This window comes from Maribacter sp. ACAM166 (assembly GCF_005771495.1).
Lineage (GTDB): Bacteria > Bacteroidota > Bacteroidia > Flavobacteriales > Flavobacteriaceae > Maribacter.
Map to the genome: position 1 here is coordinate 16,824 of NZ_VAUW01000007.1, position 15,983 is coordinate 32,806.

At 35.0% G+C, this 15,983-nt stretch carries 9 protein-coding genes; 7 read left to right on the top strand and 2 right to left on the bottom strand.

Annotation, left to right across the window (positions count from 1 at the left end; genetic code table 11):
- Positions 1–4 precede the first annotated feature (4 nt).
- Both pfkA and ES765_RS07175 read right to left on the bottom strand, forming a co-directional pair.
- Positions 5–991 carry a 6-phosphofructokinase gene (pfkA, locus tag ES765_RS07170; protein WP_138112693.1) on the bottom strand — a complete coding sequence of 329 codons (987 nt, stop codon included), beginning with the start codon at positions 989–991 and terminating at the stop codon, positions 5–7.
- A 161-nt stretch (positions 992–1,152) separates the two neighbouring features.
- Entirely contained in the window at positions 1,153–5,559 is a 4,407-nt protein-coding gene (locus ES765_RS07175) for a translocation/assembly module TamB domain-containing protein (protein ID WP_249356267.1), read from the bottom strand.
- A gap of 105 nt (positions 5,560–5,664) precedes the next feature.
- On the opposite strand from ES765_RS07175, the gene tsaD reads away from it, so the two are divergent.
- The 7 genes from tsaD to ES765_RS07210 all read left to right on the top strand — a co-directional run bounded on the left by tsaD (position 5,665) and on the right by ES765_RS07210 (position 15,945).
- Positions 5,665–6,693: a tRNA (adenosine(37)-N6)-threonylcarbamoyltransferase complex transferase subunit TsaD gene (tsaD, locus tag ES765_RS07180; protein WP_410504406.1), complete on the top strand. Its 1,029-nt coding sequence runs from the start codon at positions 5,665–5,667 to the stop codon at positions 6,691–6,693.
- A 16-nt stretch (positions 6,694–6,709) separates the two neighbouring features.
- Positions 6,710–7,417 (top strand): 16S rRNA (uracil(1498)-N(3))-methyltransferase, encoded by a 708-nt coding sequence (locus tag ES765_RS07185; RefSeq protein WP_138112695.1) that lies wholly within the window; start codon positions 6,710–6,712, stop codon positions 7,415–7,417.
- Between the two features lie 74 nt (positions 7,418–7,491).
- The gene (locus ES765_RS07190) at positions 7,492–8,142 is read left to right on the top strand and encodes a DUF4159 domain-containing protein (RefSeq protein ID WP_138112696.1); all 651 of its coding nucleotides are present in this window, start codon (positions 7,492–7,494) and stop codon (positions 8,140–8,142) included.
- A 4-nt stretch (positions 8,143–8,146) separates the two neighbouring features.
- The gene (locus ES765_RS07195; RefSeq protein WP_138112698.1) at positions 8,147–9,247 is read left to right on the top strand and encodes an AI-2E family transporter; all 1,101 of its coding nucleotides are present in this window, start codon (positions 8,147–8,149) and stop codon (positions 9,245–9,247) included.
- Between the two features lie 7 nt (positions 9,248–9,254).
- Positions 9,255–10,442 (top strand): THUMP-like domain-containing protein, encoded by a 1,188-nt coding sequence (locus tag ES765_RS07200; RefSeq protein WP_138112700.1) that lies wholly within the window; start codon positions 9,255–9,257, stop codon positions 10,440–10,442.
- A 386-nt stretch (positions 10,443–10,828) separates the two neighbouring features.
- The gene (locus ES765_RS07205; protein ID WP_138112703.1) at positions 10,829–14,140 is read left to right on the top strand and encodes a SusC/RagA family TonB-linked outer membrane protein; all 3,312 of its coding nucleotides are present in this window, start codon (positions 10,829–10,831) and stop codon (positions 14,138–14,140) included.
- A 56-nt stretch (positions 14,141–14,196) separates the two neighbouring features.
- Entirely contained in the window at positions 14,197–15,945 is a 1,749-nt protein-coding gene (locus ES765_RS07210) for a RagB/SusD family nutrient uptake outer membrane protein (RefSeq protein WP_138112705.1), read from the top strand.
- Positions 15,946–15,983: the final 38 nt, after the last annotated feature.

The window sequence follows — 15,983 nt, forward strand, 5'->3', positions numbered from 1 at the left end:
TAAATTATGTTGTCATTATCTCTGAAACTCTTATAAGTTCCTTATCTATTTTCGTATGCCCCTTAATCGCTTTCTCAATTGGGGTTAATGTTATCTTATTATCTTGAATACCCACCATTAAGCTAGTTTTACCCTCTAATAAAGCTTCAACTGCCTTTACTCCCATTCTACTTGCTAACACCCGGTCAAAACAAGAAGGCGCACCACCTCGTTGCATATGGCCAAGAACAGAAACACGTACGTCGTAAATTGGTAAGTGTTCTTCTACGTATTCTTTAAGCTCAAATACATTCTTACCTGATTTATCACCTTCAGCAACAATTACGATACTCGAAGATTTACCAGACTCCTTACTTCTTTTTAGAGATTCCAATAACCTATCAAGACCGAGATTCTCCTCTGGAATCAAGATTTCTTCAGCACCTGCGCCTACACCTGCATTTAAAGCAATATGACCGACGTCCCTACCCATAACTTCTACAAAAAATAGTCTATTATGAGAACTCGCCGTATCTCTAATCTTATCTATACATTCAACTACTGTATTTAAAGCGGTGTCGAAGCCTAATGTAAAGGTTGTTCCAAAAATATCATTATCAATAGTACCTGGAATTCCTATAACAGGAAAATCATATTCCTTATTGAAGATCATGGCACCAGTAAAGCTGCCATCGCCCCCTATTACCACGAAGGCATCTATGCCCGCCTTAACAAGCTGATCATGTGCCATCTTTCTACCTTCGGGTGTTCTAAAATCATTACATCGGGCTGACTTCAAAATAGTGCCACCTTTGTTAATGATATTATTAACACTACGAGCATCCATAGATTTAAAATCTCCCTCAATCATTCCCTGATACCCCCTGTAAATCGCTATACAGTCAACTTTCATGTAGGCACAGGTACGAACAACTGATCTTATCGCTGCGTTCATCCCTGGAGAATCGCCACCTGAAGTCAATACTGCTATTTTTTTAATTTTTGAAGACATCGAAAAATTTAAGCCAACGAAAGTACTAAATCTAAATGCAATAATGAAATATAGGAGCGCTGCAATTTAAGAGAAATCTAAGAAAACGTTTTCATAGTTATATTTTATTATGAAATGTCTTAAAATTGAACGTTTCTTAACAATAACTTCACAGTATTTTATCAATTTATTGATTTAAGTTTATCATAAAAGCGAATTAAGCTATCATTACCCATTAAAGCAGTAGGAGGTTCCTGAACTTTTACAGGCTCGTTTTTTACTGGTTTCTTGGCCAGTATTTTTCGAAACAGTTCCTTGAAATTATTAAAATCGACCTCATAGGTTAACCCAGCTCCTTGAGTTGATCCCTGCTGATCCGATAAATAGGCTTGAATTTCGCTTTGCCTACTAAAAAACTTAGCACTCAAGGTACCTTCTTCATTCAGTAACATCTGAATCTCAAAATCGCCAGCGACCAACGTTTCACTTGAAGCACCAACCGGTACACCAACTTTACCATTAAACAATATTCTATCAGATATTTGTGTTGATACCGTTACTCCTATTCGATCATCTGTCTCAATATCTGCAGACCTGTCAAGTATGCCTTGCTCGTAAGAAAGGCCAAGGTTAAATTTATCATTTCCCCCACTTAAAATGGAATTTAAAATACCTGAGGCACTTTGAACCAAATTACCCGTTATCGCTTGTTGATTAATACCGCTCTGCGCGTTCACAAATGTACCTTGTGCTAATAAAAATATTGCATTCTTCTCCTCAACCGTTGGATCCTGAAGCCGATATTCAAGTTCTGATTGCACTATTGAATTTGTACCTGGAAAATCGATACTAAAATCAATATCCGGACTTTCAAGTTCGCCTGTTAATCGTATGATTACATCTGTCGGAATCCTTCTAGTAAACCCTGGATCATCTAATAAAGGGGCGGGATTAGCATTAAGGGAATACACCGCTTCCATATTTAATAACGCTTCTAACGGTTTTTGATCCCAGTTAATGGTACCCCCTGGCTCAACCTTAAATTTCTTATCAATAATACCCCCGAATTTATAATTAAACTCCCCTGTCACAACAACAAAATCACCATACATCTCAAACTTTCCATTGGTATTGATCTGTATTAAGATAATTCCTTCACCCGTACCCTTAAGAGAACTACCTGTTTTCGTATCGGTTACAATTTCAACTTCAGCTTCTGGTGTAATATCTAGGTTGAATTCTAATTCCAACCCCTGATAATCTTTCAATTTCCGTTGTTGTTCTATACTTCTCCTGTCATTCCTTTCTATAAAATTGATAAAGGAATAATCTCCTACACTGGCAACATCACTCAGTGGGATTTTCAATGATGTTCCTCGTGCTGTTGATCCATCTACTGTAATATTGAGTGCCGTTGTTGGGCCATAGATTCTACCTTTGCCATTTAAATAACCGGTGCCATAATACAAATCTCCTTCTTTAAATTCTGTATTTAATATTAAGAATCGCTGATTTTTGGTATCTACATTTAAGTCTAAAATCCAATTATCAAAGTAGCTATGGGAAATTGTTCCATCAAGATTTGCCTTAGTACCCTTTGCTACATCCTGTAAAGCTATATTCTCAAAATTAAATGTCTGGTCAGAAAGGATTACGCGAGAACGTGGCGCAAAGCCATAATCTATATTCAAATAAGGCACAGCGATACCGGCATTATCCAAGGTCAAAAGACCATTAAAACTAGGATTATCTACATTACCTACAATGCGTACCCTACCGTCGATATCACCTCGTATATGATCTATTACACCCTCACCCAACGGACTAAAAGGTTCTAAATTAAAATTGCTAAAATTGGCTATTAAATTCGCTCTAGGAATTTCATCTTTATTTTCAATACTACCTACGACGCTGAATTTTTCTAGATTATCTTTAGATAACTGAGAGTTCACTTGAAACTCTGTCAAATCCTTATTGCCAATAATATTAATTGCCAAATCACCAAGAGGAATATCATTGATGCCAAAGCCTTCAATATTTAGATTCGAAGATGGTAAATAGATGCCATCTTTTTGCAACACATTCAACGTACCATTAACCTCACCTTGTAATTTTAGACTGTCAATAACTGGAGTTATCTTATCTAAAGAGACAATTTTGAACTGTAATTGAAGATCTTTATAGGTGGAATCTGCCAATTGTCCTCTCAATCTAATTTGCTCTTTCTCTTCATTGTTCATTACGATTTCTTGAATCGTAATACTATCTAAAGCCCTGTTTAAGATAACTTTATTCTTACTATCACCATCCTTATTTAATATCCATTTATTCCCTTTAAAATTAACATCAGACGTTTTTAAGCCAATAACCGACTTGTTTTCTTTGTTAAATGTGTGATAAAAATTAAGGTTGTATGAGTCGTTAAAATCGGTGCCGCCTTTGAATTCTGACCTGAAAAATAAGGTATCTTTTAGTGTTGTATTAATTAAATTAAAGTCTTTGAAATTGTAATATGGGGTATCTAACTCGCCTACAGATACAAATGTATTAAATAAAGGATTTTTGTTATCTATACGAATTTCTATATTATCGGCAGCAGTGCCAAAAGCTTCTATACTGGGAGATTCAAAATTGAGTTTAAAATCACCCTCATCAGCAACTATATTTCCTTTGATAAAAGTATTAGGGTCAAACTTTACTTTTGGAAAAAATACATCAACAATTTTATTATAAATTTTAAAATTAAAAGATAAATTCTGCCCATCAGAAATTTGAAAAGGCCTATAATTCGTATAAATACTACCCAATGAATTCTGAACAAGTTTTCCCAATTCCCTTACCCGAAAATTCCCCTTCATAAAACCGGTAATAATATCGGGAGAATTAATTCTTATAGTACGTTCATTGTCATTATTAAAGCTTGAGGTAATCGCAAAATCTTCAAAATAGTATGTTTCGTTTATATTTTGATAACTGGTTTTCGTAAATTTTATATCCCCAATAATATTATCCAATGTAGTACCATTGATATCCATACTAACATTTCCCTTAAAAATGGAAACACTGTCATTGATGAAATTCAATTTCTTTAAATCGGCATACTCAACTGACGCAATAAAGTTAAAGTTGTTTCTAAACTCTGCAACATTAGCTAAACCCTTAAAATTAAATTTAATATTCTTGTCATTACTGATTAAAGAACCATCAAACAATTGATCTTTAACAATACCGGACACCTTTAAATCTTGGTAATTATACTTATTAAATTCAATTGAATAAATCTGCCCTATTACCTCAGTATTCAATTTTTCTTTCACAAATCCTTTTCCCTCCACATTGAAATCCAACGTTGTTTTACCTAAGCTTTTACTTTCCGCAAAATCACCTAAATCAAAATCTATCAATGATATGAATCCTTTATAGGTGGCATTATCTATATTATTAAAGTTACTTAAGACGATGTCTGCATAACTGCTACCTATAGCCGTATTTAAGTTGACTTTTGCATCTATTGAAGAATTGGTAATATATGCATTGCCACGTATTGTAAACTGCCCCAACTTACTGAAGGCAGATGGTAAAGAGTTTCCAATTAAATTAGGCAATAAGGCATTCAATTGATAATAACTGCTAGTTACGTTTTTCATTTCAGCATTTAAACTGAATGGCTGTTGCTTACTAAATAAATTTTTAAAATTAAAATTACCTCGAATACCAGTATCATCAGAAAACAAAAAGAGATTATCGGTGTTAAGATCATTCAAAACTCCGTTAATATCAGCGCTAAATGTAACCTCCTTACTATTTCCAAATTCGTTATAAAGCAAATTAATTTCATCGAAAGCCACCTTTGACTCTTTAAAATTAGCCGCTACATTCACTTTATTTAAAAAATCGCGAAAATCTTCTCGATTATAGTTAAACACTAAATTACCGTCCAATTTAGAAAGGGGCGTATTTATTTTTAGTGAGTCGAAACGCATTTGCTGTTTCGTATATTTAAAGTGAGTCGTTAATTTATTCACCTTCAACCCCCTATTACTATACAAAGACATGTCTTGAATATCGGCTGAAACTTCAGGACCAAGAATCTGAAAATTACCAGCACTGAGGTTTAAGCTATCAAAATTTAGAATAGTGGACTTTTCAAGATTTTCATCTTGATATTTAAATTTACTTTTTTGAATATCAACATATGAGGAGGACAGCGTAAATGGAGGTGAGCCTGGCGCTCTAGGCCTACCATCATCAAGTTTATCTACAAAAACCTCTAAATTGGTATTCGGTTCGCCATAGTATGTTTTAAGTTTAAAATTCAATTCATGCACAGAAATATCGCCGAATTCTAAATTACCTTGTGCCAAATTGCCCATACTAAGAATAGATGTTTTCAGCTCATTGACATAGAAAAGTGTATCCTGTTTATAATCTTCAATAAAAACACCTTCCAATGCGGTATCCCAAGAAATCAATGAAACCTTTAAACGATTTATATTTATATGGGTACCATATTGATTATTAATCTTCTTGGTAGCATACTGCGCCAGCAATGTCTGCACAACCGGCAAGGAAAATATTAGCGTACTCAAAATACATATCAGTAGAAGTACCAATACTATTCTGACCAATATTTTTCTAAGTTTTTTGATAGGGCTAATATGTTTTACCTTTGTTAATCAAATTTTATTCCAAATATGTTGGACCACAAAACAATTTACATTCTTGCTATTGAATCTTCTTGTGACGATACTTCTGCTGCCGTTTTAATGAACGATAAAGTGCTAAGCAATATTGTGGCTACCCAAGCGATTCATAAGGAATACGGAGGGGTTGTGCCTGAACTGGCATCAAGAGCGCATCAACAAAATATTGTCCCCGTAGTCGATCAAGCAATAGCCAAAGCAAATATCGATAAAAAACAATTATCAGCCATAGCATTTACCCGAGGTCCTGGTCTAATGGGATCACTACTTGTTGGCACCTCTTTTGCTAAATCATTATCATTAGGTTTACATATACCACTTATTGAAGTAAACCATATGAAAGCCCATATTTTGGCGCATTTTATCGACGATGAAAATATGAAAGCCCCTACCTTTCCTTTTTTAGCGTTGACTATTAGTGGTGGCCATACTCAAATTGTACAGGTCAACGACTTTTTTGATATGAAAATTATTGGTCAAACCTTAGATGATGCTGTTGGAGAAGCCTTTGATAAGAGCGCTAAAATATTAGGTCTACCATATCCTGGCGGTCCTTTAATCGATAAACATGCAGCAAATGGCAATCATCTTAGATTTAATTTCCCAATTCCTAAAGTTAAAGACTTGAATTTTAGCTTTAGTGGATTAAAAACTAGCATTCTTTACTTTATACAAAAACAAACCAAAGAAGATCCGAATTTTATATTAGACAACTTAGAAGATATTTGTGCCTCCATACAATACACCATTATTACTATATTAATGCTAAAGTTAAAAAAGGCAGTTAAACTTACCGGTATAAAGGAAATTGCTATTGGTGGTGGAGTATCTGCTAATTCAGGAATTAGAAATGCCTTACTTGAAGCACAAACTAAATATGGATGGAATACATATGTTCCGAAATTTGAATATTGTACTGATAATGCCGCAATGATTGGTATAGTAGGATACTATAAATATAAAAATGAGATTTTTGCCCAACAGGATGTTACTGCCAAAGCAAGATATTTAATCTCATGACTCAACTTAAGATTGTATGCAATTATTCTATAATCCCAATTTAAAGGAAAATGATACTATTTTTACTTTTGACAGTAAAGAAAGCAAGCACATTATAAAAGTGCTTAGAAAAAAAAATGGAGATGAGTTATGGATTACCAATGGCAAAGGATTCTTATTTCAAGCGAAGGTTATTGGCGAAAATATTAAAAAATGTGAGGTTGAACTTATAGCATCAAAAAAAACGTATCCTAAAGTACATTCGCTTCATCTGGTTGTTGCACCTACAAAAATGAACGATCGGTATGAGTGGTTTTTGGAGAAAGCCACAGAAATCGGAGTCGATGAAATAACACCTATAATTTGTGAACGTTCAGAACGCAAAACCGTGAAATTAGAGCGTATGCAACGCGTAATTGAGTCTGCAATGAAGCAATCTCTTCAAACATTTCTGCCAAAAATAAATGAACCCATAAGCCTAACTGAATTTTTAGAAAAACCCGTAACAGGTTTGCAATTCATAGCCCATTGCGAAGAAAGTGAACGTCATGAACTAAAAAGAAGAATTGTAGCCGACCAAGACCTGACTATTTTAATTGGCCCTGAAGGAGATTTTGCACCATCTGAAATTAAAAGCGCCTTAGGTAAAGGATATTTACCTGTGTCTATGGGTAAAACCAGACTGCGAACAGAAACAGCTGCAATTGTTGCATGTACCCTAGTAGCTTCAATTAATAATGGATAGTATTATCAAACAATCCTCAACTAATTTTAAAATTTACCTATAATTTCTCATCGCCTAATTTCGTAAATTTGAATATGAAAAATTTAGTTACAGCTATTATTGTCTGTATTTTATTCTCTACCCTATCCTTAACAGGGCAAGATATTGCTATCTTAAAATATCAAGGTGGTGGTGATTGGTATGCGAACCCCACCGCATTACCAAATTTGATTAAATTTTGCAATAACAATATTGGCACGACTATAAATAGCAAACCAAAAACTGTAGAAGTTGGTAGCTCTTCGATATTCCAATACCCTTTTTTACACATGACTGGTCATGGCAATGTGGTATTCTCAGAGGAAGAATTGGAGAATTTAAGAAATTATCTGGTTTCTGGCGGCTTCTTACATATTGATGATAATTACGGAATGAAGCCCTATATTACAAGAGAAATAAATAGGCTTTTTCCAGCTATAAACCTTGAAGAACTAGGCGCAGAACATCCTATATTCTCAAATAGTTATTTATTCCCCAAAGGATTGCCGAAAATTCATGAACATGATGGTCTACGCCCGCAAGCGTTCGCAGTTTTTCACAACAATAGAATTGTGTTATTATTTACCTCAGAATCAGATTTAGGAGATGGTTGGGAAGATCCAACCGTTCACAACGATTCCGCTGAAATAAGAGAAAAAGCGCTTAAAATGGGCGCTAATATTATCACCTATGTTTTTAAAAGCTAGCTGAATGACTGCAAAAACAATATCAAAAGGTATTTTAAGAGCCATTGGTGTCATTATTGGTATACTACTTTTACTCTATTTTCTTTTTACCATTAGATCCGTACTTGCCTATGTTACTATAGCAGCGGTTGTAGCATTGATAGGCAGACCCTTAGTTCGATTTTTAAGGCTAAAGATTAAACTGCCTAATATTATAGCGGTTGTTTTTACCATGCTATTAATGGTAGGGGTATTAGCTGGCATTTTCGCCCTGTTTATTCCGCTATTATCCGAACAAAGCAAAAACCTTTCGCTTCTTGATATTGATGAACTGCAACAAAGTTTAAATACACTCTATCATCAAATCACCAAGTACTTAGGCTTATCCTCTAATTTAGTTGAAAATGTTATTGACGACGTAGCCTTGGAAAAAAATATTCTTAAAGGTTTTGACATAGGATTTATTCCAAATATTTTAAACTCATTTTTAACTGTATTAAGTTCAGCGAGCATAGGTTTATTTTCAATACTTTTTATTTCCTTTTTCTTCCTTAAAGACAGAAAACTGTTTGAACATGGACTGCTGATTTTTGTTCCAAAAACAAAAGAGCAAGGAACAGTTAATTCAATAGAAAAAATAAATAGTCTCCTATCAAGATATTTCGTTGGCTTGTTACTTCAAATATTTATTCTCTTTATTATTTACACCATTGTATTGTTAATTGTAGGGATTGAAAATGCTGTCGTAATAGCATTTCTTTGTGCCCTCTTCAATATTATACCCTACATTGGCCCAATTATAGGTGGAGTTATTATGCTAACTTTAACGATGACTAGTAATTTAGGTTCTGATTTTAGCGAAATAATCCTCCCAAAAACAGGATACGTACTACTAGGCCTCATATTTGGCCAATTGATAGATAATTTTTTTTCACAACCCATTATTTTTTCCAATAGTGTAAAGTCACATCCGTTAGAAATTTTCTTAATTATCATTATTGCCGGTTTATTATTTGGAGTTGTTGGAATGATTGTAGCTATACCAGGGTACACTGCTCTGAAAGTTATTTTAAAGGAGTTTATATCAGATAATCAAATTGTTAAATCGCTGACCCAAAATCTATAAAGCTTACGTGAATTCTGAAATTTTATCTAAAGAAGTACAGCGATTTATAAATGATAACTTATCATCAAACATTCATAAAATCCTATTAAAAAAATCACCATTCTCTAATGTAACATCAAAAGAATTAGTTGAACAAATAGAATCAAAAGCTAAATCAAAACAGAAGTTACCAACTTGGTTTGCTACAAAAAACATCTATCAACCCAACAAACTCAATCTATCGCAAACTTCATCGGAGATTACAGCCTTTTATAAAGCATCGCTTTTGCACGGCGACACTATAGCTGATATTACAGCCGGCTTAGGCGTAGATTCGGTTGCTTTTAGCATGAAAATGAACCATGTTATTCATGTAGAGCAAAATGAAGCGCTATCAACTATAGCCAAGTACAATTTTAAGCAACTAGGCGTTAATAACATTGAATGCGTTTGTACAGATGGTATATCATTTTTAAAGAACTCATCTAACACATTTGATTGGATTTACATTGACCCTTCAAGAAGAGATAAGGACAATAAGAAAGTTTATTATTTGTCTGATTGCGAGCCTAATGTCACAAATAAAATTGATTTTCTATTCTCTAAATCAAAAAATTTATTACTAAAAACAGGCCCTTTACTTGATTTAAATAGTGGGTTAAAGCAATTAAAAAACGTAAAAGAAATTCATATCATAGCAATATCTAATGATGTAAAAGAGCTATTATGGATTTTAGAGAAAAACTATGACAAAGAGCTTGTAATTAAAACCGTTAACTTCAAAAATGATACTCGTCAAATTTTTCAGTTTAACCCAAACGATGAGCATAGCGCAATTTCAACCAATTCCTTACCCAGAAACTATCTCTATGAACCAAATGCAGCAATACTTAAATCGGGTGCTTTTCAATATATAGGAAACCATTACAATCTTCATAAGTTACATTCAAATTCTCACCTTTACACCTCTAATACACTAATTTCCTTCCCTGGTCGAATATTTAAAATTTTAAATACTCTTGGTTATTCAAAAAAGTCAATCAAAAAATTTGACCTGAAAAAGGCAAATATTTCCAAAAGGAATTTCCCTGATTCTGTAGAACAAATTAAAAAGAAACTTAGCCTACTAGATGGCGGTGAATCCTATTTATTTTGCACTACAGATTTAAACCAGAATTTGATTCTAATAAACTGTACTCAAATCTTCGAAAATTAAGGTTGAATGCCCATATTCTCTTAACATAATTTAAACTTAAAATTTAACAATAAAATTCAGACATTTTCCACCTAACTATAACGTTATAGCATTCGATATTTTTATATAATTTACACCTAAGATGTTAAAATTATTAACCTAATAATTTGAGGGTTTGAGTGTTCAAAAATTACGAATATATCAGTATCAACAGGTGATTTAAGAGGTTATATAATATCCAAGACCCTAAGATAGATTTTAGCACTTCATAAAATATCACAAAGGAATTATGCCTATTTGATATAAAATTGTTATTATTATGCCTGATTTTGATTTTTTTAACATTTGGCAAATAAGAAAAGTCAAAAATCATTTAAACTAATTTAAACTAACAAACAACAACGATTATGAGTCAAAAACTTGATTACAAGTCGATTAAATCCAAAAAAAGGTTTTCCTTTTTTAAAACTGGATTTTTATCGATGCTCATGTGTCTTGGTGCACAAATGGCGCAGGCAAATGAAATGGCTAGTACTTCAGATGAAGTGAAAGCTAAAACAGTACAATCAACAGTTACAGGTACAGTAACAGATAATTTAGGCACACCACTACCGGGTGCTAACGTAGTGGAAAAAGGTACTACGAATGGCACACAAACGGATTTTGATGGTAATTTCACTCTAAATGTAGAGTCGGGTGCAACTTTAATGTTTAGTTATATTGGTTTTGAAAGACAGGAAATCGCTGTTAACGGAAAATCTGTTATCAATGCAACTCTTGCCGAAGATGCTGCTGCCTTAGATGAAGTAGTTGTTACAGGATACCAGGTACAAACTAAACGTGAAACAACAGCTGCAGTTTCAATTGTGGCCGCTGAAGATTTAGCTGCGGTACCTTCTGGTAATATTGAACAACAATTACAAGGTAGGGTTGCTGGTGTTACCGTTCTTACAAATGGACAACCAGGTACTACCAGTCAAATTAGGGTACGTGGTTTCAACTCGTTTGGAAACAATGCTCCTTTATATGTTGTAGATGGAGTACCCACAAGAAATGTTGATTTTATAAACCCAGACGATGTTCAGACGGCAACGGTACTTAAAGATGCTGCCGCTGCATCCATTTATGGAGCTAGGGCTGCAAACGGGGTTATTGTTTATACAACTAAACAAGGTTCTAGATCTAAAAGGAAAACTTCAATGACCTTGAACATCAATAGTGGTGTCGTAGATCCAAATGTTGCCGGTTCGCCTAATCAACTTAACCCTTTGGACATGGCAAAGTATACCCATATAGGGTATGAGAACAATGCAGCTGCAAATAGTACTGCTGTTCAATATACGCACCCTCAGTATGGTTCGAACGCTACACCTACAATACCAGACTATTTACATGCAAATGGTCAAAATGGTGTTAGTGCCGGTGATGTTAACTTAGCAGCCGTAAGAGCAGCTTATGAAGCTGATCCTGACAATGTATTCTTAATACGCCCCAACTTAGCCGGTACGAACTGGTATAAAGAAATTACCAGAATAGCCCCACAGAGCAGGGTTAGTTTAGGTTTTGACGGTGGTAATGAAAATGGCCGCTTTTACATGGGTGTTTCTGCGCAAAATCAAGACGGTATTGTACTTGCCCAAGAATTTTCAAGATATGCAGCGCGTTTTAACTCTGAATGGGATATTGCTCCATGGTTATCTATCGGTGAAAATTTTCAAGTTACTTATAGATCAGCTGTTGGTATTGCAGGTGGTGCAGGTGGTGTAGAAGTTGCCGATGATGAATCTGAAGTTTTGTCTGCATTTAGAATGCCTACAATTATTCCTGTTAGGGATGAATTTGGAAGCTATGCCAGTACTAAGGCAGCTGGGTTCAACAACCCAAGAAACCCGGTTAGACGATTAAAACTGAACAATGGTGATGACAAATCTTATAACATAGGTGGTTTTGGTAATATGTATGCGTTGATTAAGCCACTTGAGGGCCTAACGTTACGATCTAGCCTTGGAGGTAGTTATGGAAATTATCATTTTGTAGATTATAATTACAAATACTTGGGTGATTCAGAGCCTGAGGCAAGTAACTCTTTTAGTGAAGGTAGTGGCTATGGTTTTTCATGGACATTCACCAACACATTTAGTTATGAGAAATTATTCGGTCAACATAAAATTACCGCCTTTGGTGGTATAGAAGCGTTGAATACTGGGAGAGGAAGAAATATTTCCGGTAACGGTATTAATCCATTTTCTACAGATTTAGATTTCCAAAGTTTAACAGTTGTACAAAGTCCTAATGTAAACAGTAATCAGTTTAAAGGATCAACGTACTTCTCTACATTTGGTAAATTGGATTATAATTTTAACGAAAAATACTATGTAACCGGTGTACTTCGTCGTGATGGGTCTTCCCGTTTTGGTCAAAATAAACGATATGGTACGTTCCCTGCAGCATCTGCCGCTTGGAGAGTTATTGCTGAACCATTTATGCAAAACCAAGATGTTATCTCTGATTTGAAGGTTAGAGTTGGATGGGGTGAAATGGGTAGTGATTCTAACGTATCACCAAATAACCAGTATTCTTTATTTGCTTCTGATCGTGGAAATACTTTTTATCCGATCAATGGACAAAATAGTGGTGCAGATGAAGGATTTGCCGCTAGTAGAATTGGTAACCCAAATGCACAATGGGAAACTTCTGAAACAACCAACATTGGTTTAGATCTTTCTATGTTCAATAACAAATTTGAGCTTATTGTAGATTTGTGGAAAAAGGACACTAGAGACCTTTTGTATCAAGTACCATTACCTGGTGTAGCTGGTAATTATGCTTCAGCACCATCTGTAAACATTGGTGGGATGAGCAATAAAGGTATTGATATTGAACTCGTTGGTAGAGGTAATTTCACTGAAGACCTTTCATTCGAAGTTCACAGTACGAATTCTTTACTTAAAAACGAAATTACAGCATTGGCACCAGGTATTGATGCTTTTGGAGACAACATCTCATATAGAGGAATTGCTCCTATCAGAAACTCTGTAGGCGAGTCTATCTCCACCTTCTTTGGTTATAATGTAATAGGATATTTTAATAGTGCAGATGAAGTTGCTAACTCACCAGAACAAGATGGTAAAGGGTTAGGTCGTTTTAGGTATGAGGATGTTGATGGTGATGGAGCCATTACACCAGATGATAGAACGGTAATAGGGAGCGCAGTTCCTGATTTCACCGGTGGTTTAGACTTAGTCTTACGTTATAAAAATATAGAATTCCAAACGTACTGGTATGGTTCTGTTGGTAACGAAATATTCAACCAGTCGAAATGGTTTACTGATTTCTTTGGTACGTTTGAAGGATCTGCCAAAGGCGAGGGTGCATTTAATTCTTGGACTCCACAATTAGGTAATAATGCAGGAAGCCCAATTTGGGAAAGTGCTTCTAATCTTAGTACAAGTGGTGCGTCTAACTCATGGTATGTAGAAGATGGTAGTTATTTAAGATTGGTACAGTTGCGTATTGGATATAGTTTTGACACAAACTTAGTTGAAAGCATGGGCCTTCGTAAATTTTCGGTAGGCTTATCTGCTAACAACATTTGGACACTTACCGACTATAGTGGTCTTGATCCACAAGTAGCTGGTCCTGATACTAACTTCGGAATCGATGTTGGTAACTTCCCTGTTACTCCAAGTTACGCAATCACCTTAGAAATAGGTATTTAATAGCTGAATAATCAAAAAATTATACAATAATTAGTAACTTTAAGAAAAAGTAAACTATGAAAACATTTAAATTTAAAAAACCATCACTATTTATAGGCGCGTTGCTTCTGGCATCGATGTCTTGTAGTGATGAATTTTTGCAAGTAGCCCCAACGGACTCACTTGCAGATGCTCAAGTAAGCACCAAAGCCGGTATAGACGGTTTATTAATTGGTACGTACTCTGCACTTAATGGCGTGTTCGGTAACCGTTTTGAAGGCCCTAACCATTGGGCTACCGGATCAATTGTTGGTGGCGAAGCCAATAAAGGAACGGATGCGGGAGATTATAGTTCCCTTAACCCTATTCAACGCTATGAAGCTAGCCCAATAGATCCAAACAATGACTTCAACAATCTTTGGAAAGGTAGATATGAAGGGATTAGCAGAGCCAACAAAGTGTTGACGGCTATAACAATTTCAACTGAATTATCAGCAGCAGACGCCGCACGACTTTCAGGTGAAGCTCGAATGCTTAGAGGTCACTTTTATTTCGATTTAAAAAAACACTTTAACAATATCGTAGTTTTTGATGAAACTGTCGCTTCAGAAGATTTGGCAACACTTTCTAACAACGGTGATGCTTGGGCTATTATTGAGGCTGACTTACAGTTTGCCTATGATAATTTGCCTGGTGTAAATGGAGCAGGCCGCGTAAATAAGTGGGCCGCTGCGGCATTGATGGGTAAAGCTAAATTGTATCAACAAAAATTTGGCGAAGCTAAAACTTGGTTTGATGATGTTATAGATAATGGAGTAACTTCTAATGGTATTAAATATGCTTTGTTAGATGATTATGCCCAAATCTTTAATGCGGAAAATGACAATCATGCAGAAGCTGTATTTGATGTAGAATCTGCAAATAATACGGGTAGTGTTCAAAATTCGAATGCTTTTGATGATTTAAACTACCCATACAACACAGGTCCTGATGGCCCTGGTAACTGTTGTGGTTTCTTTCAACCTAGTTTTGAAATGGCAAATTCATTTAGAACAGGAGCTGATGGTTTACCTCTTTTAGACAAATCTTATAATAGCGCTGCAAATGCAGTTAAAAATGATTTTGGCCTTGAAGCAGATGAGCCTTTTGTAGAAGATGCAGACCCATTAGATCCTAGAATTGATCATGTAATTGGTAGAAGAGGAATTCCTTATTTAGATTGGATTGAACACCCAGGAAAAGCATGGATTCGTAGCCAACCTTACGCTGGACCATATTCTCCAAAGAAATATATTTATTACAGAAGTCAAGAAAATAGCTTTACTGATGGTAGCTCATGGACACGTGGTTATGCAACAATGAATTATACAATCATTCGATTTGCTGACGTTTTATTAATGGCCGCAGAAGCTGAAATAGAAGCACCAGGTGGTTCTTTGTCTACAGCTTTAGATTATGTCAACCAAGTAAGAAGAAGAGCTGCAAACTCTGAACATTGGGTGAAGGAATATGATTCTGCTGATAATGCTGCTAACTATGTAATATCTGAGTATACTTCTTTTCCTAATGCAGATTTTGCAAGAGATGCAGTACGTTTCGAAAGAAAACTTGAACTTGGAGAAGAAGGACATCGTTTCTTTGATTTGGTAAGATGGGGAGTTGCAGCTGAAGAGCTTAATGCTTATTTAGATTACGAATCAACATTGTTGATTACCAAATTTGGAGGTGCGAGCTTTACGACTGGTAAAAATGAATTTTTCCCAATACCACAAGCACAAATTGATATTACTGGATCTGATATTTTAATACAAAATCCAGGATACTAATTATAGTATAGTAATTACATTTTTAGAAAAAGGCTACC